At 64.5% G+C, this 23,130-nt stretch carries 15 protein-coding genes and 2 pseudogenes; 4 read left to right on the top strand and 13 right to left on the bottom strand.

Features of this window, described 5'->3' with window-relative positions; translation table 11 throughout:
- Window positions 1–177 precede the first annotated feature (177 nt).
- The 4 genes and pseudogenes from ACVWZ4_RS10215 to ACVWZ4_RS10200 form a co-directional block, all read right to left on the bottom strand.
- The gene (locus ACVWZ4_RS10215) at window positions 178–1,125 is read right to left on the bottom strand and encodes an ABC transporter permease (RefSeq protein ID WP_456700755.1); all 948 of its coding nucleotides are present in this window, start codon (window positions 1,123–1,125) and stop codon (window positions 178–180) included.
- A 100-nt stretch (window positions 1,126–1,225) separates the two neighbouring features.
- Entirely contained in the window at window positions 1,226–2,824 is a 1,599-nt protein-coding gene (locus ACVWZ4_RS10210; protein ID WP_456700756.1) for an ABC transporter substrate-binding protein, read from the bottom strand.
- Window positions 2,825–3,086: 262 nt separating this feature from the next.
- Window positions 3,087–4,638, bottom strand: a pseudogene (locus ACVWZ4_RS10205) (AMP-binding protein).
- 19 nt (window positions 4,639–4,657) lie between these two features.
- Window positions 4,658–5,812 carry an iron-containing alcohol dehydrogenase gene (locus tag ACVWZ4_RS10200; protein WP_456700758.1) on the bottom strand — a complete coding sequence of 385 codons (1,155 nt, stop codon included), beginning with the start codon at window positions 5,810–5,812 and terminating at the stop codon, window positions 4,658–4,660.
- Window positions 5,813–6,136: 324 nt separating this feature from the next.
- On the opposite strand from ACVWZ4_RS10200, the gene ACVWZ4_RS10195 reads away from it, so the two are divergent.
- The 3 genes from ACVWZ4_RS10195 (at window position 6,137) to ACVWZ4_RS10185 (ending at window position 11,804) form a co-directional block, all read left to right on the top strand.
- Window positions 6,137–7,354, top strand: coding sequence for an efflux RND transporter periplasmic adaptor subunit (locus ACVWZ4_RS10195; protein ID WP_456740222.1), 1,218 nt, complete (start codon window positions 6,137–6,139; stop codon window positions 7,352–7,354).
- Entirely contained in the window at window positions 7,351–10,515 is a 3,165-nt protein-coding gene (locus ACVWZ4_RS10190; RefSeq protein ID WP_456740221.1) for an efflux RND transporter permease subunit, read from the top strand. Before ACVWZ4_RS10195 ends, ACVWZ4_RS10190 begins: the two co-directional genes overlap by 4 nt.
- Window positions 10,516–10,601: 86 nt before the next feature.
- Complete coding sequence (locus ACVWZ4_RS10185; RefSeq protein WP_456740220.1) at window positions 10,602–11,804, top strand: ABC transporter substrate-binding protein; 1,203 nt, start codon at window positions 10,602–10,604, stop codon at window positions 11,802–11,804.
- Window positions 11,805–11,869: 65 nt separating this feature from the next.
- Here the strand turns inward: ACVWZ4_RS10185 and ACVWZ4_RS10180 are convergent, their stop codons facing one another.
- From ACVWZ4_RS10180 to ACVWZ4_RS10165, 4 genes and pseudogenes are all read right to left on the bottom strand, one after another.
- Window positions 11,870–12,256 (bottom strand): MAPEG family protein, encoded by a 387-nt coding sequence (locus tag ACVWZ4_RS10180; protein ID WP_456700762.1) that lies wholly within the window; start codon window positions 12,254–12,256, stop codon window positions 11,870–11,872.
- Between the two features lie 26 nt (window positions 12,257–12,282).
- Window positions 12,283–13,366 (bottom strand): annotated as a pseudogene (locus ACVWZ4_RS10175) (lipocalin-like domain-containing protein).
- Window positions 13,356–15,818, bottom strand: coding sequence for an FtsX-like permease family protein (locus tag ACVWZ4_RS10170; protein WP_456740218.1), 2,463 nt, complete (start codon window positions 15,816–15,818; stop codon window positions 13,356–13,358). The pseudogene ACVWZ4_RS10175 and the gene ACVWZ4_RS10170 overlap by 11 nt, the downstream one beginning before the upstream one ends.
- Window positions 15,815–16,468, bottom strand: coding sequence for an ABC transporter ATP-binding protein (locus ACVWZ4_RS10165; RefSeq protein ID WP_456700765.1), 654 nt, complete (start codon window positions 16,466–16,468; stop codon window positions 15,815–15,817). Before ACVWZ4_RS10165 ends, ACVWZ4_RS10170 begins: the two co-directional genes overlap by 4 nt.
- A 143-nt stretch (window positions 16,469–16,611) precedes the next feature.
- Between ACVWZ4_RS10165 and ACVWZ4_RS10160 the strand changes: the two genes are divergently transcribed.
- Entirely contained in the window at window positions 16,612–17,949 is a 1,338-nt protein-coding gene (locus tag ACVWZ4_RS10160; protein WP_456700766.1) for an MFS transporter, read from the top strand.
- 69 nt (window positions 17,950–18,018) lie between these two features.
- Here ACVWZ4_RS10160 and ACVWZ4_RS10155 read toward each other — a convergent pair whose 3' ends face one another.
- From ACVWZ4_RS10155 to soxB, 5 genes are all read right to left on the bottom strand, one after another.
- The gene (locus ACVWZ4_RS10155; RefSeq protein ID WP_456740217.1) at window positions 18,019–19,230 is read right to left on the bottom strand and encodes an MFS transporter; all 1,212 of its coding nucleotides are present in this window, start codon (window positions 19,228–19,230) and stop codon (window positions 18,019–18,021) included.
- A gap of 215 nt (window positions 19,231–19,445) precedes the next feature.
- Window positions 19,446–19,643: a hypothetical protein gene (locus ACVWZ4_RS10150; RefSeq protein WP_456740216.1), complete on the bottom strand. Its 198-nt coding sequence runs from the start codon at window positions 19,641–19,643 to the stop codon at window positions 19,446–19,448.
- A 75-nt stretch (window positions 19,644–19,718) separates the two neighbouring features.
- Window positions 19,719–20,756, bottom strand: a complete 1,038-nt coding sequence (locus tag ACVWZ4_RS10145; RefSeq protein ID WP_456740215.1) for an MBL fold metallo-hydrolase — start codon at window positions 20,754–20,756, stop codon at window positions 19,719–19,721.
- Between the two features lie 145 nt (window positions 20,757–20,901).
- A complete protein-coding gene (locus ACVWZ4_RS10140; protein ID WP_456700770.1) occupies window positions 20,902–21,357 on the bottom strand; it encodes a DsrE family protein in 456 nt (151 codons plus the stop codon).
- Window positions 21,358–21,360: 3 nt separating this feature from the next.
- The gene (soxB, locus tag ACVWZ4_RS10135) at window positions 21,361–23,106 is read right to left on the bottom strand and encodes a thiosulfohydrolase SoxB (protein WP_456740214.1); all 1,746 of its coding nucleotides are present in this window, start codon (window positions 23,104–23,106) and stop codon (window positions 21,361–21,363) included.
- Between the last annotated feature and the right edge of the window lie 24 nt (window positions 23,107–23,130).

The following is a 23,130-nucleotide window of genomic DNA, read 5'->3' as shown; positions in this document are numbered from 1 at the left end:
TCTCCCTCTCCCCGCTTGCGGGGAGAGGGTTGGGGTGAGGGGGGCGCTCCGAGGGGGAGGTGGGAGTCGGACTCGCGGAGACTCCCCCTCACCCGGATTGCGGCGCAATCCGACCTCTCCCCGCAACCGGGGCGAGGTGAATGGGACTGCGCACGCCTCGTGAACAACAATCATGAATCAATCCGTATATCTTATGCGGGGATCGAATACCGCGTACAGCATGTCGACGATGAAATTGGCGCTCACCACCACGACGGCAATCAGCATCACGAGGTTCTGCACGATCGGATAATCGCGCCAGCGAATCGCCTCGACCAGGAAGCGCGCGACGCCGGGAATGTTGAACACGGTCTCCGTGACGATCAGGCCGCCGATCAGGAACGCCGCCTCGATGCCAATCACGGTGATGACGGGCAGGATCGCGTTCTTCAGCGCGTGATGATAGTTCACGGCGGCATCGGACGCACCTTTGGCACGCGCGGTGCGGATATAGTCCTGCCGCAGCACCTCCAGCATCGACGAGCGGGTGATGCGCATGGTCAGCGCCGCGCTGCGGAAGCCCACGGCGGCCGCGGGCACCGCGTATGTCGCGAACGCCTCGAGCCAGGTCCGCGGATTCGGATTGAAGATCGGGATCTCGCCGAACATCGCCACCGCGGCGGTGAGAATGAGCAGACCGAGCCAGAACGAGGGCAGCGACAATCCGCTCAGACTCACCACGCGCAGCGCATAATCGAGCCGCGTGCCTTGCTTGACCGCGCTGATGACGCCCAGGGGAATGCCGATCGAAGCCGAGAACAGCAGCGCAAGACCAGCGAGCCGCGCCGTGATCGGGATCCGCGGCAGGATCTCCTGGAGCGCCGGCTTCTCGGAGACATAGGAGTAACCGAGATCGCCGTGCAACAGGCCGCTGATCCAGTGCAGATATTGCATCACCAGCGGCTGGTCGATGCCGAGCTGCTTCTCGAGATCAACCTTGTCGGCCGGATCGACGTAGCCGGCCGCGGCAAACAGGATGTCGACGATGTTGCCGGGAACGATGCGCAACAGGAAGAAGATGACGACCGAGATCCCGAACAGGGTCACGAGCATCAGGAACAGACGCCGCACCAGATAGGCAAACATCCTTCGCCCTCCGCGAGCCGCTGCTACAGGTTAGCGTAAAGTGCGTCGCGGTTTTCCGACAAGATCATGCTCAAACCAAAACCGCCTTCAGCCTGACATGCTACTTGTCGAGCCACACATCCTCGAAGCGAAAGCCGTTATAGGAGCTGTTCGACATGATCGTGATCCCCTTGACATAGGGCTGCCAGCAGGTGCCGGCCCGCGCATGGAAGATGATCGGACGGGCGACATCCTCCTGCAGCTTCCTGTCGATGTCCCAGACCAATTGCTTGCGCTTGTTGATGTCGATCTCCTGCGACTGCACGTCGAAGAGCTTCTCGATCTGCTTGTTGCAATAGTTGGTGTAGTTCCGCTCCGAGCCGCAGGAATAGTTCTCGTAGAAGGACTGGTCGGGATCGTCGACGGAATTGCCGGTCAAATTGAGACCGAGCATGTAGTCCTTGCGCGCCACTTTCGGGAACCAGTTTGCGGTCTCCACGACGTCGAGCTCGCCGTCAATATAGATGCTCTTGAGCTGGTCGATCAGGATCACCGCGGGATCGCGATATTCCGCGAGATTGCGCGTCGAAACCTTCACGGCGAGATGCTTGTCGGGGCCATAGCCCGCCTTCTGCATCAGCTTCTTCGCTTCCTCGCGATTCGCATTCACGTCCGGACCGTAGCCCGGAATCGTCTCGAGCTTGTCCTTGGGCATGCCCCAGATGCCTTGCGGCGGCGGCAGCATGGTGCCGCCGATGTCAGCCTGGCCTTCGAACAGGATGTCGATGAACGCCTTGCGATCGAGCGCCAACGACATCGCGCGGCGGATATCGATGTTGTCGAATGGTGGGGAGCTCGAATTGACGATGATGTTGGTCGAGACGTTGGTCGGCTCGACGACGCAGACCGCGTTCGGCGCCTGCGACTTGATGTCCTTCAGGAGCGGGATGGTGATATGGGTCGGAAAAGTCATATCGAACTTTCCGGCGACGAAGGCGAGGATCGCGGTCGAGCGGTTCGGGATGATCGTGTACTCGATGCCGTCGACATAGGGCAGACCCTTCTTCCAGTAGTCCGGATTTCGCGTCAGCTTGATGGATTCATTGGCCTTGAACTCGAGGAATTTGTACGGCCCGGTTCCGATCGGATGGGTGCGCATGTCCGCCGGCGAGACGTGACAGGGATAGATCGGCGTATAACCGGAAGCGAGCATCGCCAGCAGCGAGGGCTGCGGCCGCTTCAGGTCGAAGGAGACCTCGAAATCGCCGTTGGGCGTGACGTCGTTGACCTCGCTGTACCAGGCCTTGCGCGGATTCTGCCGCAGCTTCTGCTGCGATTTGCCCATCAGGAGATCGAACGTGCACTTGACGTCAGCCGACGTGAACGGCTTGCCGTCATGCCATTTGACTCCCTGTCGGAGCTTGAACGTCAATTTCTTGTTGTCGCTGCTCCATGACCAGCTTTCGGCCAGCTCCGGTCTGAGGGTATCAGGGCTGTTCTGCGCGATGTGCTGATCATAGATGACGAGATTGTTGAAGACCCCCATGAAGGGCACGTTGACCGAATAGGTCGCACCCTCGAGGATGGACGCGTTCGCCGGGCTGTCACGGTGATATATCCGCAGGATGCCGCCCTGCTTGGGCTCGCCTGCGAATGTCATGGTCGAAAACGCCAGCAAAGATAGCGCCGCCGTCGCGGCAAGCGCCCACACGCTCCGCATCCTCGTCCTCCCTGGACACCGGCCATTAGTGGCCTGTTTGACCTCACGATAGCCGAGGCGCGTGGAGGGAAGCAACCGGCCAAGGCGTTTTAGAGCCTTGGCAATTGGGATGACGGTTCGCTCCCTCGCCCCGCTTGCGAGGAGAGGGTCGGGGTGGGGCGATGACAACAACAGTCGGACACGCGGAGGTTCCCCCTCACCCGATCGCGCTCAAGGCACGCATTCCGGCCTCTCCCTGCACGCGGGGAGAGGCGAAGAAGGCTCACACAATCCGCGACGTCTTGTTGCCCCAATACCGGTCCCGCAGCAGCCTCTTGTAGAGCTTTCCCGTCGGCAGCCGCGGCAATTCCTTCTCGAAATCGACCGAGCGCGGCACCTTCTGCCGCGACAGCGACGCTCCGCAGAAGGCGATCAGCTCCGTGGCGAGCGCGTCATCGGGCATCACGCCCGGCATTGGCTGCACCACCGCCTTCACCTCCTCGCCGAGATCGGCGTTCGGCACGCCGAACACGGCGGCGTCAGCGACCTTGGGATGGGTGATCAGCAGGTTCTCGCACTCCTGCGGATAGATGTTCACGCCGCCGGAGATGATCATGAAGGTGGCGCGGTCGGTGAGATACAGGAAATTGTCGTGGTCGACATAGCCGACATCGCCGACCGTGCTCATACTGCCGTCGGCCGAGCGGGCCTCCCTGGTTTTGTCGGGGTCGTTGAAATATTCGAACGGCGATCCGGTCTTGAACCAGACCTGGCCCGGCGTGCCGGTCGGACAGGGCTGCATGTTCTCGTCGAGAATGTGGAGATCGCCCAGCAGCACCTTGCCGACGGTGCCGCGATGGCTGAGCCATTCCTCGCTGTTGCAGGCCGTGAAGCCGAGGCCTTCCGTAGCGCCGTAATATTCGTGGATGATCGGCCCCCCACCATCTGATCATCTCGTCCTTGACCAGCGCCGGGCAGGGCGCTGCGGCATGGATCGCGATCTCGAGCGATGACAGGTCGTAGCGGCGGCGCGCCTCCTCCGGCAGCTTCAGCAAGCGCGAGAACATCGTCGGCACCAGCTGCGTGTGCGTGATGCCCCATTGCTGGACGAGTTGAAGGTAACGCTCGGGATCGAACGTCTCCATGATAATCGCGGTACCTCCCATGCGGATGGTGAGATTGACCGCAGCTTGCGGCGCCGAGTGATACAGCGGGGCGGGCGACAGATAGACCATGCCTTCGCGGTAGTGCCAAAGTTTTGTCAGGAAATCGAACAGCGGCAGATTGTGCTTCGGTGCCTCCTCCGGCAGCGGCCGCAAAATGCCTTTCGGCCGTCCCGTCGTGCCCGACGAATAGAGCATGGCGGTGCCGAGCCATTCGTCCGCAATCGGCGTCCTCGGCAGACCGGCGGTGACATCGGCAAGTCCCACGATCCGGTCACTCTCGCCCGGTCCGTCGGCGACGATGCAGAGCTTGATATCAGGGCAGGCCTGGATCGCCTCGCGCGCAATGTCGAGCTTTGCAGCGGACGTGATCAAGATTTTCGACTGGCTGTTGACCAGGAGATAAGTGAGCTCGCCCGCCGTCAGGAAGGAGTTGATGCAGGTGTAGTAGAGCCCCGAGCGCTCGCCCGCGCTGCAGGCTTCGAGATAGCGCGAATTGTTCTCCATGAAGATCGAGTAGTGGTCGAGCCGCTTCAATCCGTGCTTCCGGAACAGGTGGGCCAGCCGGTTGCTGCGTGCATCGAGCTCGCGATAGGTGACGGCCTCGCCGGTTGCCGCCATGATGAAGGCGGGCTGGAGCGGGCGCAGGCGGGCATGCAGGCCTGGGTACATCAGAGCTCCGGGTTTGACATCATGCGGCGAGATCGAGGATTTCACGCACCTCGGCCGGGCTCTCGATCTTGCGCGGATTGTGCGGGATCCAGTTCGTGCGCATCGCCTGTTCCGCGATGACGTCGAAATGCTCCGGAGAGACGCGCATTTCGGCGAGCCTGCGCGGCATGCCGAGCGAGCGGATGAAGGCATCGAGCACGTCGGCGGCATTGTGCCCGGGGAAGCCCATCGCGGCGGCGGCGATCATCTGGCGCTCGGCGTTGGCGCTGGCATTCCAGCGCATCACCGCCGGCAGCATGATGCAGGAGGTGTAGCCGTGCGGCACGCCGAAGGCGGCACCGAGCACATAGCCGATGCCGTGGCTCGCCCCCATCGGCACGCCGGCCGCGAGCGCGCCCATGGACAGCCAGGTGCCGATCTGGGCATCCATGCGCGCGTCGAGATCGGTGGGGTCGGCCTTCACCCGCGGCAGCGCGTCCGCGAGCATCGCGAGCCCTTTCACCGATTGCGCGTCGGCATAAGGGTGGGTCTCGTGCGAGCAGATCGCCTCGACGCAATGATCGACGGCGCGGATGCCGGTGGACAGAAACAGCCATTCCGGCGTGTGCATTGTGATGGCAGGATCGAGGATGGTGGCGCGCGGCACCGTGAGCGGATGCCGCAGCATCTGCTTCACATGCGTTCTGCCGTCGGTCACGCCAGCGATCGATGAGAACTCGCCGCCGGCGATCGTGGTCGGCACGCTGATCTGACGCACCTTCGGCGCTGTCATCTCTGGTGTGACGCCCCTGTGCACGCGGATGCGGTCGATGCCTTCGATCGTGTCGATGCCATTGGCAAGGCAGAGCTGCACCGCCTTGGCGCCGTCGGTGATCGAGCCGCCGCCCACGGTCACGATCAGATCGGCGCCCGCCCCGCGCGCGGCATTGGTGGCGGCGATCACCGCTTCGCGCGGGGTGTGGGGCGGCATCGCATCGAACAGCCCGGCGCAGCGCGGCCCGAGTGCCTGGACGATCTTTGCGATTTCGTCGGTCTCGCGGTTCAGGGTGCCCGAGACCATCAGGAAGGCACGCCGTGTTCCCAGCCGGTCCATTTGCGCGACGATCGCGTCAGCCGCCGGATGGCCGAACACGACCTCCTCGATCGCACCGTAGACGACACGTCCCTGATGCACGCCTGTCCTCCCCGGACAATTCGTCTTGTTTTGTAAGGACTAATCTAGCTGAGCATCCGCCGCCCGTCATGTGCGAAGACGCTGGCTCCTTCTTACCCCCTCCAGGGGACGGTCGTGAATGCCGCTGCGCCATTGCCAACCTAACGTTGACCGATCGCCGCCGTCGCCCATCTCTTCGTGTCAACCCGCCATCCGGCCAGGGCACCGTTCCAGTCCCTGCGCATCCTTTGGTCTTGAAGAGTTCATCAACTCCAACCATCTTGGAACGCCCGCGGGTAAACGCGTACCCTGCCTTTTCCGCGGCTTTTGAGGCGAGGACTTCGGATGACCGGACCGGACGGAAGCGAGCGACTTGTCAAACAGCACGATTTCGTTCAACCGAGGCACCCTGCGGTAGCTTGCCTCCTCGCCGCCGCCTTCGCGCTCAGCGGCTGCGGCCAGCCGGCCTCGCAAGAGGCCGCGCCGCCGCCTCCGCCTGTTACCGTCGCCCAGCCGGTCAAGCGCACCGTCACCGATTGGGACGAGTACACCGGCCGCTTCGAGGCGGTCGAGGAGGTGCAGGTGCGCCCCCGCGTCGGTGGCTTCGTCAACTCCGTCGAATTCCAGGACGGCGCGATCGTGCATCAGGGCGATCTGCTCTATGTGATCGATCCCCGCCCGTTCGAGGCCGTGGCCGAGCAGGCGGACGGCCAGCTCTCCGACGCCCGCGCCAAGGTGGAGCTCGCCAAGCGGGAGCTCGATCGCGGCTTGAACCTGGTGCAGACCAGCGCGGTCTCCGAGCAGGCCGTCGACCAACGCCGCCAGGCTTTGCAGGCCGCGCACGCCGCCGAGACCCAGGCCGAGGGTGCACTGAAGGCCGCCAAGCTCAACATCGAGTTCACCCATGTGACCGCGCCGATCACCGGCCGTGTCAGCCGCCATCTCGTCAGTCCGGGCAATCTCGTGCAGGGCAGCGACGCCGGCTCCTCCACCTTGCTGACCTCGATCGTGACGATGGATCCGATCTACATCTATTTCGACATGGATGAGACGACCTTCATCAAATACAGCAAGCTGTGGTTCGAGGGTAAGCGCCCAAGCTCGCGCGACACAGCGAACCCGGTGCAGGTCACGCTCGCCGGCGAAACGAAGCCGTCGCATGACGGCTCCATCAACTTCCTCGACAACCGCCTCGATGTCTCCACGGGAACGCTGCGGAGCCGCGCCGTCGTCAAGAACACCGATCTGTCGATCCTGCCCGGCCAGTTTGGCCGCGTCCGCCTGATCGGCAGCGCACCTTACGAGGCGCTCTTGATCCCGGATGCCGCGGTCGCGACCGACCAGTCGCGCAAGATCGTGTTCGTGGTGAAGCCTGATGACACCGTCGAGGCGCGGCCCGTGGTGCTGGGGCCGCTCGACGAGGGCCTCCGCGTGATCCGCGAAGGGCTGAAGGCCGAGGACCGCGTCATCGTCAACGGCATCCAGCGGGCCCGCGTCGGCGCCAAGGTCGCCCCGTCTCCCGCGCCAGCGCCGGCCGGTGGCAAGGCTGGTGACAAGTCATGAATCTTGGTCGTCTGTCCATCAACCAGCCCATCCTCGCGATGGTGCTGTCGATCGTGCTGCTGATCGTCGGTACGCTCGCTTACTCGACGCTGCCGATCTCCGAATATCCGCAAGTGGTGCCTCCAACCGTCGTCGTCACCACGCAATATCCGGGCGCCTCGGCGCAAACCGTGTCCGACACCGTGGCCGCTCCGATCGAGCAGCAGATCAACGGCGTCGAGGACATGCTGTATCTCTACAGCCAGGCGACCTCGAACGGCCAGCTCACCATCACCGTCACCTTCAAGCTCGGCACCGACCTGGATAAGGCCCAGGTGCTGGTGCAGAACCGCGTTGCGATCGCACAGCCGCAGCTGCCGGACGAGGTCCAGCGCAACGGCGTCGTCACCCGCAAGAACTCGCCCGACATCCTGATGGTCGTGTTCATGTTGTCGCCGGACGACACGTTCGACCAACTCTATATATCCAACTACGCGCTGCTGCAGGTCCGCGACCAGCTGCTGCGCATCGACGGCGTCGGCGACATCCAGATCTTCGGCGCGCGCGACTATTCGATGCGGCTGTGGCTCGATCCTGACCGCATCGCCAATCTCGGCCTGACCTCGACCGAGGTGCTGGCCGCGATCCGTGCCCAGAACGTGCAAATCGCGGGCGGCCAGATCGCCGAGCCGCCGATCGCCGACCGCGCCTTCCAGCCCAACCTCGTCTTTACGGGGAGGTTGAAAGACAAGAAACAGTTCGAGGACATCCTGATCAAGGCCGGCTCCGACGGCCGCACCGTGCGTTTGCGCGACGTCGCCCGCATCGAGCTCGGCGCGCTCGCTTATTCCACCAACAGCTTCCTGCTGCGCAAATCCGCAGTCGCCATGCTGGTGACGCAGCGGCCGGGGTCGAACGCGCTCGCGACGGCAAAGAGCATCTCGGACACGATGGAGAAGCTCAAGACGAACTTCCCGAAGGGCCTCGACTACAACATCGGCTACAACCCGACCGAGTTCATCGCACAGTCGGTCCACGAGCTGATCAAGACCATCTACGAGGCGATGCTGCTCGTGGTCGTCGTCGTGCTGGTGTTCTTGCAGGGCTGGCGGCCTGCGATCATCCCCATCATCGCGATCCCGGTCTCGCTGGTCGGCACCTTCGCGGTGATGGCTGCACTGGGCTTTTCCATCAACAACCTCACGCTGTTCGGCCTCGTGCTCGCGGTCGGCATCGTCGTCGACGACGCCATCGTCGTGGTCGAGAATGTCGAGCGGCATCTCGAGCACGGCCTCAGCCGGCGCGACGCGGCGTTGAAGACCATGGAAGAGGTCGGCGGCGCGCTGGTCTCGATCGCGCTCGTGCTGTGCGCGGTGTTCGTGCCGACGGCGTTCCTCGGCGGCATCTCCGGGCAGTTCTTCCAGCAATTTGCCGTCACCATTGCGGTTGCGACTGCGATCTCCTGTTTCTGTTCCCTGACGCTGTCGCCGGCGCTGGCCTCGCAGATACTCGTCCCGCACGAGGAGAAACGGCCGCCAGCCGCCTGGAATCTGATCGCACGCGCCTGGGGTACCTTCACCGGCGCCTTCAACCGCGTGTTCGACCGATTGGCGCATGGCTATGCCGGCGTCGCCAATTTAGTGATCCGGCACGCGGTGGTGATGCTGCTGATCTATGTCGTGTTGATCGGCAGCGCAGGCTGGCTGATCGGGACGACGTCGCAGGGCTTCATCCCCGCGCAGGACCGCGGCTACGTCATCATCTCGGTGCAATTGCCGGGGGCGGCGTCGCTGGCGCGGACCACCGAGATCGTGCGTGAGATCGAGCGGATCTCGCTGGATACGCCGGGTATCATCCGTGTCGCCGCATTCGCCGGCTTCTCCGGCGCCACGCGCACGCAGGCGGGCAATGCCGCCGCGCTGTTTCCGGTGTTCGATGAACCCGAGGCGCGTATCAAGAAGGGACTGACGGCGAATGCCATCACGGCGGAGCTGCGCAAGCGCCTCGCCGCGATCCAGGGCGCCTTCATCATCGTGATTCCGCCGCCGGCCGTGCCCGGCATCGGCACCGGCGGCGGCTTCGCCATCCGCATCCAGGATCGGCAGGGCCGCGGGCCCGAGCTGCTGGCGTCTGCAACCGACGAGCTCGTCGCCGCCGCGCGCAAATCCCCGGCGCTCCTCGGGCCCACGGTGTTCTCGCCGTTCTCGGCCAGTACGCCGCAGCTGTTCGTCGACATCGATCGTACCAAGGCGCAAAAGCTCGGAGTGCCGATTGCGAACATCAACGACACGATCCAGACCTATTTCGGATCGACCTATGTCAACGACTTCAACCTGTTCGGCCGAACCTATCACGTCACCGCTCAGGCGGATTTCCCGTTCCGCAAAGAGCCTGCCGATCTCGCGCGGCTGCGCACGCGCAATGCCTCGGGCGACATGGTGATGCTCGGCAGCGTGGTCGACTTCAGGGATGTCTCGGGCCCCGACCGCGTCGCGCGCTACAATCTCTATGCGGCGTCCGAATTGCAGGGCGAGCCGGCGCCGGGCGTGAGCTCGACCACCGCGCTCAACACCATCAAGAAGCTCGCCGACGAGACCTTGCCGAGCGGCTTCTCCTTCGAGTGGACGGACCTGTCCTATCAGCAGATCACCGGCGGCAATGCCGGCCTCTACGTGTTCCCGATCTGCGTGCTGTTCGTCTATCTCGTGCTCGCCGCGCAATATGGCAGCTGGACCCTGCCATTCGCGGTGATCCTGATCGTGCCGATGTGCCTGCTCGCCGCCACCATCGGCGTCCGCATCATGGGCCAGGACGTCAACATCCTCACCCAGATCGGCTTCGTCGTGCTGGTGGGCCTGGCGGCAAAAAACGCCATCCTGATCGTCGAGTTCGCACGCGATATCGAGAAGGAAGGCAAACCGCGGCTGGAGGCCGTGATCGAAGCCTGCCGGCTGCGGTTGCGGCCGATCCTGATGACGTCCTTCGCCTTCATCCTCGGCGTGCTGCCGCTGGTGATCTCGTCCGGCTCCGGCTCCGAGATGCGTCAGGCCGTCGGCGTCGCCGTCTTCTTCGGCATGATCGGCGTCACGCTGTTCGGCCTCCTGTTCACCCCGATCTTCTATGTGGTGGTGCGGAACCTGGCGGAAGGGCGCAACGAGAAGGGGGCGATCTCGTCATCTTGAGGTATTCGCGATACCCATGGGCACGGGCCGTCGTCTTCACTACACTCCGCGCGATTTCAAAACAGAACAATGCTGGGAGATAACAGATGAAATCAGTCCTTTTGGCCGCTGTCGCTACGTCGGCTTTGCTGCTGGCCGCGCCCGCCTCCGCGCAAGGAACGGGACAAGCCGTCAAGATCGGCATCCTCAACGATCAGTCCGGCGTCTACGCCGACTATGGCGGCAAATACTCCGTCGAAGCCGCGAAGATGGCGATCGAGGATTTTGGCGGCGAGGTGCTCGGCCACAAGATCGAGATGGTGACCGCCGATCACCAGAACAAGCCGGATTTGGCCACCTCCATTGCGCGGCGCTGGTATGACGCCGAGAATGTCGACATGATCACGGAGCTGACCACCTCGTCGGTCGCGCTCGCCGTGCAGGAGCTGTCGAAGGAAAAGAAGAAGATCGACATCGTCGTCGGCGCGGCGACGTCGGCCATCACCGGCAGTGCCTGCGTGCCCTACGGCTTCCACTGGGCTTTCGACACCCATGCACTCGCAGTCGGCACCGGCGGTGCGTTGACCAAGACCGGGGGTGATACCTGGTTCTTCCTCACCGCCGATTACGCGTTCGGCTACGCGCTGGAAAAGGACACCAGCGAGATCGTCACGGCCAGCGGCGGCAAGGTGCTGGGCTCGGTCCGCGTGCCGCTCAACTCGTCGGACTTCTCCTCCTTCCTGCTGCAGGCGCAGAGCTCCAAGGCGAAGATCGTCGGCCTCGCCAATGCCGGCCAGGACACCACCAACTCGATCAAGCAGGCGGCCGAATTCGGCATCGTGCAGGGTGGCCAGAAACTCGCCGGCCTCTTGATGACGCTTGCCGAGGTAAACGGTCTGGGGCTCCAGGCGGCGCAGGGCCTGGTCCTGACCGAAGGCTTCTATTGGGATCAAAACGACACGACGCGGGCCTTCTCCGAGCGCTTCTTCAAGCGCACAGGGCGGATGCCGAGCATGATCCACGCCGGCACCTATTCGGCGACGCTGAGCTATCTGAAGGCCGTGAAGGCCGCGGGCACCAAGGACTCCGAGGCGGTGGCCAGGAAGCTCAAGGAGCTGCCGGTCGACGACGCCTTCGCCAAGGGCAAGGTGCTCGAGAACGGCCGCATGGTCCATGACATGTATCTGTTCGAGGTCAAGAAGCCCTCGGAATCGAAGAAGCCGTGGGACTACTACAAGCAGCTCGCCGTCGTTCCCGGCGACCAGGCCTTCTCGAGCGCCAAGGACAGCGGGTGCCCGCTGAAGAAGTGACGGTCTCGTCATTCCTCAATGCGAATGCCGCGCTCACGCGCGGCATTTTGTTTAAGAAACAATCCTCACACCAGCCGGTGCACCACCGCACCCAACGCTCCCGCCCACAGCGCAATGGCAGCGATGGCCTGGATCGCAAAGCCCGGACCGCGCTTGGCGGCGGCCCGCGAGTAGCCGACGAAATAGACGATGCGGCCGATGATCCAGACCGCGCCGATGCCGGCCGCGATCGCATCGCCGATATAGATCGCGAACAGCCACAGCGACGGCAGGAAGATCGGCATCCATTCCAGCGTGTTCATCTGAATGCGGAAGGCGCGCTCGAAGTCGGGATGGCCCGACATCGCCGGCACCTTGATGCCGGTCCGGGCCCGCGACCGCGAGACGTTGATGCAGGTGAAGAAATAAAATGCAAGCGCCAGCAGCGTGACGAGGGCGGTGAAATGGTACATCGCGCGTTCCCCAGAAAGACCGCGCTTCAATACCCGGTCAGCTCGAGATAGCCAACGCCATCATGCGTGCCGGCGAAGCTGATCGGTCCCTCCCAATAGGAAAAGCCGGTCCCCATCCACGCCCCGGGATTGAGCGGCTTGCAGGTGATCGAGAGGGATCGCGAGGGGATCGCGATCTGCCACTCCAGCGGCAGCTTGCGGCCGGCGACCTCGGCCGTCGCTTTCGGGGTCATCCGGATGTCGCTGCCCGCAATCATCTGCGTGCTGCCTGAGGCGCTGATCCAGTTGCCGAACGGATAATCCTGCCCGTCTTTCTGGCGCAGCCGGTACAGCATCAGCTTGTCGCCCGACGCCAGATGCAGCGACAGCCAGTCCCAGCCGGTCTGGTCGGCGTCGAGCGGCTGGCTGCTCCATTCGCGGTCCATCCAGGCCTGGCCTGAGACCTCGACCTGGACGTCGTCGATGGTGAGCGTGCCCCGCGCGCGGTAGAAAGGCTGGCTGTAATAATAGGACGCCTGCCCGCGCTCCGACTTGCGGCTGTATCCGCCGTCACCCTGCAAGACGACGGGACGATCGGCGTCCAGCGTCAGCGCATAGCCGAAGTCGGTGCCGGAGGCTTTCAGCGTCACCGGCGCCAAGGTCCGATCGTCGGTACGCTCGGTCCCCTTCATCTCCCAATCGTCGATCCATGCCGCGAACGGCTTGGCCTCGACGCCGGCCTGCCCGATGCCGCCGCGCGAAAACAGCTCGTTGAAACGATGGGTGTCGGCGCGAGTCACCGCGGCATGCGCCATCCATATCTGCTGATTGGCCCAGCCTTCGGCTTGTGGTCCCGGCTTTTCTGCCTGGCGGAACAATGTCCATTGCAGCCCGCAGGCAGTGCCATTGCTGTCAACCAGGTTCGCCGTCAGATACCACCACTCGATGCGATAATCCGGATGCGGCCCCGTGATCGCCAGGGAAGGTGAACGTCTTTCCGGGTGTGACTATCGCAAAGCCGTCGGCGGTCTCGCCGAGCCCGGCATAACCTTGCGCGCTGGCGCGGCGCGCGAAAGCCAGCGCGGCGATGCCGCCGGCAAACGCGCGGCGCGAGAGTTTGTCAGCGCTCATTGGCAAACACCTTGACGAGGCTCGCCGGCTGCATCCTTGCCAATCGCAAGACGGGCAGCAGCGCGGCGAACGACGATGCGACCAGCGCGACCGCGATCAGCTCGGCCAATTGCAGCGGAAACACATGGAACGGCAGCCGCCAGCCGAACGCCTTCACGTTGACGATCGCGATCAGGCACCACGCCACCAGCAGCCCGAGCGGCACCGCCAGCAGCGAGGTGAACAGCGCGACCGAGAGCGTCTTGGTCAGCTCGATCGCCGCAAGGCGTGGCCGGGTCATGCCGATCGCCCAGAGCGGCGCAAGCTGCGGCAGCCGTGAGTTCGCGAGCGTCAAGAGGCTGGTCAGCAGTGCGATGCCGGCGACGCCGAGCGTGAACGCATTCAGCGCCGACGTCACGGCAAAGGTGCGGTTGAAGATGCGGATCGATTCCGCCTTCACCGTGGCCTGGTCGGCCACGGCGCGGTCGTCGAGCGCGAACTGCTTTTGCAAGGCCGCGATCAATCCGGGGATCTTGTCGCGCGGGACTATCAGCCCGATCCGCGTTTGCGGTGTCTGTGGAAATTGCCGGATCAGCGCCGCGACATTCACCGCCAGCTGCCCCTTGGGATTGCCGTAATCGGCATAGATGCCGACAATGTCGAGCTCCCAGGTCCCCTCAGGCGCCGGCACCTCGATGACGTCGCCGACGCGGACATTGAGGCGACGGCTCAGCTGCTCGCTGATGAAGGCGGCATTGCCGGGCACGAGTTGCTCCCAGGCGCGCGGCGCGCTCTCCAGCAGCGGCCAGCGCTCGCGATAGAGCGGGTGATCGGGCAGGCCGAGCAGCTCCACCGGCTGCCCCTCGATCAGCGTCTCCGCGCGTCCGCCCGACAGGATCGCCTGGACCTCGCTGCGGTCCTTGAGCCAGTTGCGGACCGCGATCGCTTGCGCATTGTCGGCGGCGCTGATGTAGACGTCGGCGGCGAGCCGGCCGTCGAGCCAGCCGACAAAGGTGCGGCTGAACGTTTCCACCATGGTGGACACCCCGACATTGACTGAAAGCGCGAGCAGCAGCGCCATCAGCGCCAGCGACAAGCCGGAGAGCTGCTGCCGGCTGTCGGCCCAGAACCACAACGCCAAAGGTCCGCGCGCAAGACGCTGGCCAGCGAGCAGCAGCATCTCGAGGAGGGCCGGCAGGATCAGCGCCGCACCGAGCATCAGCGCGGCCAGCAGGCCGAAACCAGCGATCAGCGATTGGCCATACTGGAGCAGCAACAGCGCGGCGGCGAACACGGCACAAGCGGCGAGGCTCTGCAGCGCCAACCAGCGGCGCTGTCGTTGCTGCCAGGCCCGCGGCTGCGCGGTCGCGAGCACCGGCATCCTGACCGCCTTGATCAGGCTGGTCGCGGCCGCCACGATCGCACCCGCCACGCTGATGCCGATCCCGGCGAGCCACCATTCGGGCTGAAGCGACAGCTGCCCTGGAATCTGCGCGCCATAGAGTCCGCGCAGGGAGGCCGCGACATCAGGCAGGAGCGCAGCCGCGATGAAGTAACCGCAGACGAGTCCGATCAGCCCCGCGACCAGCGCCAGCGCCACGAGCTCCAGCACCAGCACGCTGTTGACGAGCCGCGCCGAGGCGCCGCAGGCGCGCAGGGTTCGCAGCATCGGCAGCCGTTGCTCGAAGGCGAGGCCGACGGCCGAGTTGACGATGAAGAGGCCGACGAAGAACGACAGCAGGCCGAAGGCGGTGAGATTGAGATGGAAACTGTCGGTGAGGCGCTCCAGCTCGGTCTCGGCGCTCGGCTCGACGCGCTGCAGTCGATCGCCGACGACGCTTTGCAGCGGTGCGGGCTTGCCCTTCGGCTTCCCGATCAGCAGGCGTGAGACCTGGTCCGGCTTGTTCAAAAGCCGCTGCGCGACCCCGATATCAACCACCAGCACATCAGGCACGAGCTGAGGCAGCACATGCAGCGGCGGCAACTTTGCCCCGCCGCTGGTCGATGGCATCGCGCCTTCGTCCTCGTGCAGATCGCCCAGCGTCTCCCGCGCCACCAGCGTCTGGCCGGGTGCGGCCACGAAACGACTCAAATCCCCCGCACCGAGGCGCGGTGCGTTGCCGACATCGGCGGGCAGCGTCACCGGCTCGATGCCGAGCAGCCGCATCGAACGTCCATTGATCTGAACCCGGCCTTCCAGCACCGGCGAAACCGGCCAGCCCGCGCGACGGAGTTTGATGAACAAGTCCTGTGGGAACGTCGCCGCATTGGGCGCGACCAACGTGGCGGTGCGGACGCCGCCAAACGTCGCGGCCGCGCGATCATAGGCGGTGCGGGCCTGCTGGTTGATCGCCTGCACCCCGCTCCACAGTGCCGTTGCGGCGATCAAGCCGATCAGCAGCGTCGCGAACTGCATCCTGTGCCGCCGCCAATGGCTGAGCAGCACCGCGAGCACCCACAGCGCGCGCCTCATGCGATTCGTCCCGCATGGAGGACGACGTGCCGGTCGAGCGTGCCGGCCAGATGCAGGCTGTGCGTCACCATCAGGAAGCCGCAGCCGGTGCGCGCGACGAGATCGCGTGTCAGCGCCAGCACGTCCTCGGCGGTGGCTTCATCCAGATTGCCGGTCGGCTCGTCCGCAAGCAGCAGCGATGGTTTTGTCGCCAGCGCCCGCCCGATTGCGACGCGCTGCTGCTGGCCGCCGGACAATTGCTCGGGATAACGCTTGAGCAGGCCGCCCAGCCCGAGGCGTTCGACCAGCTCCCTGGTCCAGGCTGCATCATGCCGGCCGGCGATGCGCGCCTGGAAGGCGAGGTTGTCCGCCACCGACAGGCTCGGGATCAGGTTGAACTGCTGGAACACCAGCCCGATCCTGTCGCGGCGCAGCTCGGCGCGCCCGGCGTCGGAGAGGCCCGTGACCTCGGAATCCCCGAGCCGGATCGCGCCACCGTCGGCGGCATCGAGCCCGGCGATCAGGTGCAGCAGCGTGCTCTTGCCGCTGCCGGATTCGCCCGTGAGCGCGACGCGTTCGCCGGGCCTGAGATCGAGGTCGACGCCGCGCAGCACATGGACCAGCTCGCCGGCCGAGGTGAAGCTTTTGGAGAGGTTTCGGATGCTGAGCAAGATTAATGCGCCGGACGGAATGAACTCAATGCTGCGTAGCACACTTGCTGCGGAAATACCGGGGTTGCGTTGCCGTTCAAGCCGTTGTTAGCTCTCAGGACGGCCATGCAAAAAGTGCCGAAAAATGACATGTGGGGAGAACTATGAGCGCTCAGGCAACGCCGTCGGCGGCGGCTAAGACGGCAGAGGCATCCATGGCAACGCCGAAGGGCGCCTGGACCGTCACTTTTCTCCTCTTTCTCTTCATGGTCGTGAATTTCGCCGACAAGATCGTCGTCGGCCTCGCCGGCGTGCCGATCATGACCGATCTGAAGCTCGAGCCCGAGCAATTCGGCTTGCTCGGCTCCTCGTTCTTCTTCCTGTTCTCGATCTCGGCCATCGTGGTCGGCTTCGTCGTCAACAAGGTGCCGACGCGATATGTGCTGCTGACCCTCGCGGTGATTTGGGCACTGGCGCAGTTTCCAATGGTCGGCACCGTCTCCTTCACCACGCTGCTGGTCTGCCGCGTCGTGCTGGGCGCAGGCGAAGGCCCGGCATTCTCGGTGGCCGCGCACGCGATCTACAAATGGTTCCCGGACGAAAAGCGCACGCTGCCCACCGCGATCCTGTCGCAGGGCTCGGCCTTCGGCGTCATCCTCGCCGTGCCGGCGCTGAACTGGGTCATCGTCAATCACTCCTGGCACTACGCCTTCGGCGCGCTCGGCGTGACGGGCCTGATCTGGGTCTGCGCCTGGCTGGCCTTCGGCAAGGAAGGCCCGCTCGAGGACACGCAGGCGCTCGCTGCCACCGAGCCGAAGATTCCCTACGTCCAGTTGCTGACCTCGCGCACCTTTCTCGGCTGCGTGATCGCGACTTTCGGCGCCTATTGGGCGCTCTCGCTCGGACTCACCTGGTTCACCGCGTTCATCGTCACGGGGCTCGGCTTCTCGCAGCAGCAGGCCGGCTTCATCTCGATCCTGCCCTGGATATTCGGCGCCACCGTCGTGATCTTGACGGGCTGGATCTCGCAGGTGATGACAGCGCGGGGCTACAGCACGCGCATTTCGCGCGGCGTGCTCGGCTCGGCACCGCTGGTCCTCGGCGGCCTGATCCTGGCGACGATGCCGCATGCCTCGGGCGCTGGTCTTCAGATTGCGCTGCTCGTGGTGGGCGCGGGCCTGTGCGGCGCGATCTACGTCGTCTGCCCGCCGATGCTCGGCGAGTTCACGCCAGCCTCGCAGCGCGGCGCGGTCATCGCGATCTACGGTGCGCTCTACACGCTCTCGGGCATCATCGCGCCGATGGTGATGGGAAGCGTGATCCAACGCGCCGGCAGCATTCTGGACGGCTACATGACCGGCTACACCATCAATGCACTGGTGATGATCGGCTCCGGCGTCGTCGGCCTGCTGCTGCTCTGGCCGAACACCGAAAAGGCCCGCCTCACGCGCAGCGCGGCTCCGCGGCAAGCCGGGCTGAAGGGCGTGGTGTCGCCGACGTAAGGTTTGGCTGCAACTGACCAAACGCGGCTGTCGTCCCCGCCTTGGCCGGGACGACAGTTGAATTCCTGGTTACGCAGCCTTGGCCTGCGGCTTCCGTTCCGTGAGCGGCGACAGCACCACGGTCGCGACCATGAAGATCACGGAGGCGCCGAACACCCAATGCGGTGCGCTCTGGTCCATGATCCAGCCGAACAGCAGCGGCGAGACGATGCCGCCGAGATTGAAGCCGGTGGAGACGATGCCGAAGGCACGCCCGGCGGCACCGGGAGGCGCCGCATTGCGCACCAGCATGTCCCGCGACGGCGCGATCACGCCGGAGAGGAAGCCTGCGGTCGCCATCGTGCCGGTCAAGACCCAGCCCGGCAGCGCGACCACCGCGATCAGCAGCACGATCGCGGCATTCGCAGCAAAGCAGGCAGCGGCGACATAACCGTGGCGCTCGGTATGGTCGGCGAGGAACCCGCCCGCGAGGACGCCCACAGCGCTTGAGCCGAGGAACGCCGTCAGCGCGACGTTGGCGGCGGAGTAGGTTGCGCCGTAGCCGCTCATCAGCGCGACCACGCCGAAATTATTGATGCCGGCCACCGACAGGCTCAGCAGCATGAACAGTGCGGTCAGCGTCATCAGTGCCGGCGTGATGACGGGCTGTTTCGGTGCGTTTGCGTGTTCAGGCTTGGCCTTGTGCGCGCCGGCATCCGGAATGCTCATCGCCACCAGCAGCAGCGCGACCAGCACGCCGATCGCACCCGACGCAAGGAGGGCACCTGTCCCGCCGGACAGTGTGACGAGGGCCGCGACGATCGCCGGCGCGACGGCGCCACCAAAATAGCCGGCAAAGGTGTGGACCGAGAAGGCGCGACCCATCCGCGCCTCGTCCATATGCTCGGCGAGGATGGCGTAATCGGCGGGATGATAGACGCTGTTGGCGAGACCGAGCAGCACGCCGCAGGCGATCAGCGATGCGTAGCTGAGATGCAGGCCGAGCATGATCAGCGCGAGACCGCCGAGCGTCAGTCCGCCGAGCAGGATCTTGCGCGCGCCGAAATGGTCGACGAGATAGCCGGTCGGCGCCTGCGTCAGCCCGGAGACGACCGCCGACACGGTCAGCGCGAAGCCGAGCTCGACATAGCCGACGCCGAGCTGATCTTTCAGGAACGGGAACAGCATCGGCAGGACCAGCAGATGGAAATGGCTGACCCAATGCGCGATCGAGATCCCGGTCAGCGTGCGCAGCGCGCTGTCCGCCTTGCCTTGTTGCGGTGCGGCGAGAACGTCGACCATTGCAGTTCCGTTTTGCCTCCGAGGGAAAGGCAAAATATCGACCAGGCAGCTTATTTGTCCATGAACGCAGGCGCATGGCAGGTAGCGCGGGCGGGCGCGAGGCCATCAATAAGGGCTCGATAGAGCCGCGTAGCACAACTGCGCTCCCTCCCCCACAAGGGGGGAGGGAACGTACGGTTCGTGTGGCAAGATCACCCTCTCAACACCTCATCCCCTCACAACGGCTCGTCATCAGGCCCATAGCGATCACGCTTCGGCGTGGCGATGTCGCCATCTTCATAATCGTCGTCGGTGTCGGGTGGCGGCTGGGCCTTCTTCGCCTTCTCGGCCGCGCTCTTCGTCTTCGGCGGTTCGCTCGGCTCGACGGTCTTGCTTCCGATCTTGCTTCCGATCTTGCTTCCGATCTTGGCCATGGCTGGTCTCGGACGGTGATGCATCATCCGCTTCTAGTCTGAAAACAGGTGCGCTTCCTGACTTATCTCAAGCCTTCAGTGCACCACCGGCCCGCCCGCCTTTTTCCAGGCATCGATGCCGCCGGCGATATGCGCTGTATTGCTGAGCCCGGCCTCCTTGGCGGCGGCAACAGCCATCGCCGAGCGCTCGCCAAAGGCGCAGAAGAACACAACGCGGCGACCGGTGGCGGCTGCGACCTCGCGCAGCATGCCGCCCGGCTTGAGGCTTTCCTCGACGCTCGGATAGGGCGTGTGCAGGGCGCCTTCGAGCATGCCGTGTTTCATTCGCTCATTGGTCTCGCGCAGATCCACCAGCAGCATGTCGGGCCGGCCGAGAATGCGGATCGCGTCGACCGCGCTGAGCGCACGGCCCTCCTTCTCCAGCTCTTCCTGATGCAGGCCGACATGCATGTTGGCCGGCACCGCCACATCCATCATCTTCGGATTGGGCAGCTTCAAATTCGCCATCAGCTCGATATATTCGTCGACCGAGCGGACCTGGAGCCGCGGATTGTAGCGCTTCTCCTCGCCGATGGTGGAGACCGTGTCGCCCTTGTAGTCATGCGCCGGGAACACCATCGTCTCATCAGGCAGCTTGAGCAGCCGGTTGAAAATTGACTCGTATTGTGCGCGCGAAGAACCGTTCTGGAAATCGGTGCGTCCGGTGCCGCGGATCAAGAGCGTGTCGCCGGTGAAGACGCGGTCGCCCATCAGGTAGGAATAGGAATCGTCGGTGTGGCCCGGCGTATACATCACGTCGAGCGAGAGGCCCTCGATGGTCACCTTGTCGCCGTCGGCGACCCGCATCGCCACCACGTCGGCCTTGGTCTGGTCGCCCATCACCGTCATGCAATGGGTGCGGTCGCGCAGCTCGCCTAGCCCGGTGACGTGGTCGGCATGCAGATGCGTGTCGACGGCCTTGACCAGCTTGAGGTCGAGTTCGCGCAGCAGCTGGCAGTAGCGGTCGACCTTCTCCAGCACGGGATCGAGGATCAGCGCCTCGCCGCCGGGGCGGCTGGCAAGGATGTAGCTGTAGGTGCCCGAAACGCTGTCGAAGAGCTGGCGGAAGATCATGGCAGAACCCCGGCGTGCAGTGGTTTCGAGGATTCTACTACGTCGGAGGGCTACAGGAGAAGTAATTCACTGCGGAGAGAAGAGATTTTAGAAAATTTTTATTGCGGCGCAGGGACGACAGCGGCGTGTGATGCGGCAGAAGGGGCTACGGCCTGACCAATGTGTACCCGTTCTCCGCCAGAAACAGGATCTGCCCCACGCCGACCTGCACCGGTGTCGCCCCCGGAATGAACTCAGGCCTTTTTCCTGTCTCGCGCTCGACCGTATCCACTGTGTTGAGGCAGATGTCGAAGCGCACGCCCTGTGCGATCAGGCTTTCGACCTGCTTGCGACGCTCGTTGCCCGACAGCAGCAGATCGATGCCGGGACCGAAGGCGACGACCTCCACCGCGATCTTGTCGGGGTCATAGGCCTTCAGGAGATTGTTGGCGACGCTGAGCACCAGCGCCTGCTTCCTGGCATCGCCGTCGGAGAGCTGCAGCACGATCTTGTGCTCGGCGAACGGTTTGTCCTGGAGCGCCGCCTGCTGCGCGAACGCGAGCGGCGCCGCCGCCCAGGCGAGCAGCGCCAGCAGCATCGTGCGAAAGACTTGCGAGCGCATATCCTATCCTGCAATGCCCGGGTTGCCGTCCACACCCTTCAGCGTGACGCCGGCGCCGAGGCGCTCCTGAAACATCCGGCCCGATCGCAGATATCTGCCGACGACGTCCCACACCGGCGCGCCCTGCTGGCCGTTCACCGAGGCCCAGCCCGCGACCTTGTAGTGACGGCTTGCCGAGATCGCCCTGCCGTTGTCGAGCTTGAGTTCGGAGATGCGGCTGCCCATGGTGTTCGCAGGCGCGCAGGTGTAGCTCAGTCCGCCCGCGCGGACCATGTCGCCGCCCTGCTGATGATAGGGATCGGTATTAAAGAGATTGTCGCAGATGTCTTCCAGCACATCCTTGATTTGCGCGCCGGTCATCTCCTGCACGTAAGTGTCGGGATAGGTGATCGCGGTTTCCGCGAGCACATCTTCCATGGTGATGGGCTGGCCGGACAAGGCGGTGAGGCCCCAGCGGAAGCCCGGCGACAGGGCGATCTCGGCGTTGAGCTCAGTGCGCAACGCAGTGCAGATCAACTCGTCGACAGGGCCGGCGAAATTGTCGCGGCGATAGAGCAGGCGGTCGGGCGTTGCGATCTTCTCGGACCAGTCGGTCACAACTGGCGCGCGCAGCTTTCCGATCAACTCGGCCATGGCGGGATCGGGCTTCAGCAGCTCGGAATAGACAGGCAGCAGATGATATCTGACGTCGCTGACCTTGCCCTTGTCGAGTGCGAGATCGAGCACACCCAGGAATTTTCCGTTCGAGCCGGCATTGGTGACGAGCGTCGTGCCGCCGGCGTTCTTCATCGGGACGGGCTGCGGCACGGCGTCATGGGTGTGGCCGCCGAGAATGACGTCGATGCCGGTGACGCGGGTTGCAAGCTTGAGGTCGACGTCCATGCCGTTGTGCGACAGCAGGATCACCGCGTCGACCTTGTCGGTGCCGCGCAACGCGTCGACATGCTTCTGCAGCTCCTCCTCGCGGATGCCGAAGGTCCAGTCCGGCGTGAACCGCTTGGGATGCGCGATCGGCACGTAAGGGAAAGCCTGGCCGATGACCGCGACGCGATGGCCACCGAGCTCTTTGATGATCGACGGCTTGAACACGCGCCCGCTAGCCTTGTCGAAGGCGGGGGCGTCGTTGAACGCGGCTTCCTCGGTCAGGAAGACGTTCTGCGCGAGGAACTCGCCCTTGAAGTGCTCGAGATTGTCGCGCAGCGCCTGCTCGCCATAGGTGAATTCCCAATGCCCGGTCATGGCCTCGATGCCGAGCAGATTGGCGACCTCCACCATGTCGCGGCCCTGCATGATGTTGGCAAGCCCCGTGCCCTGCCAGAGGTCGCCACCGTCGACCAGCATGGCACGCTTGTCGCCGACATCGGCGCGCAGACGGTCGATCAGTGTCTTCAGATGGGCGAAGCCACCGAGCTTGCCGAACCGGCCGGCAGACTTCTCGAACTCGATGGAGGTGAAAGCATAGGCATCGGCACTGTCGGGCCGGATGCCGAAGCGCTCCAGGAACGCGCGCGCGACCAGATGCGGCGGCCGTCCCGACATCTCGCCGACGCCGATATTGACGCTGGGCTCGCGGAAATAGACCGGGTTGAGCTGCGCATGGGTGTCGGTGATGTGCAGGATCCGCGCGTTGCCGAAGCGCTCGATGTCGTAGATGCTGGCGGCTTCAGCACCGTGCGCACGCCACGGCAGGCCGAGCGAGGTGGCGACAGCGGCTGTACTCTTCAGGAAATCGCGGCGGCGGATCGCCATCACACATTCTCCGCGCCGGTTCTC

The organism is Bradyrhizobium sp. USDA 4472, assembly GCF_054058595.1.
This window is presented reverse-complemented; position numbering and strand designations above follow the sequence as displayed.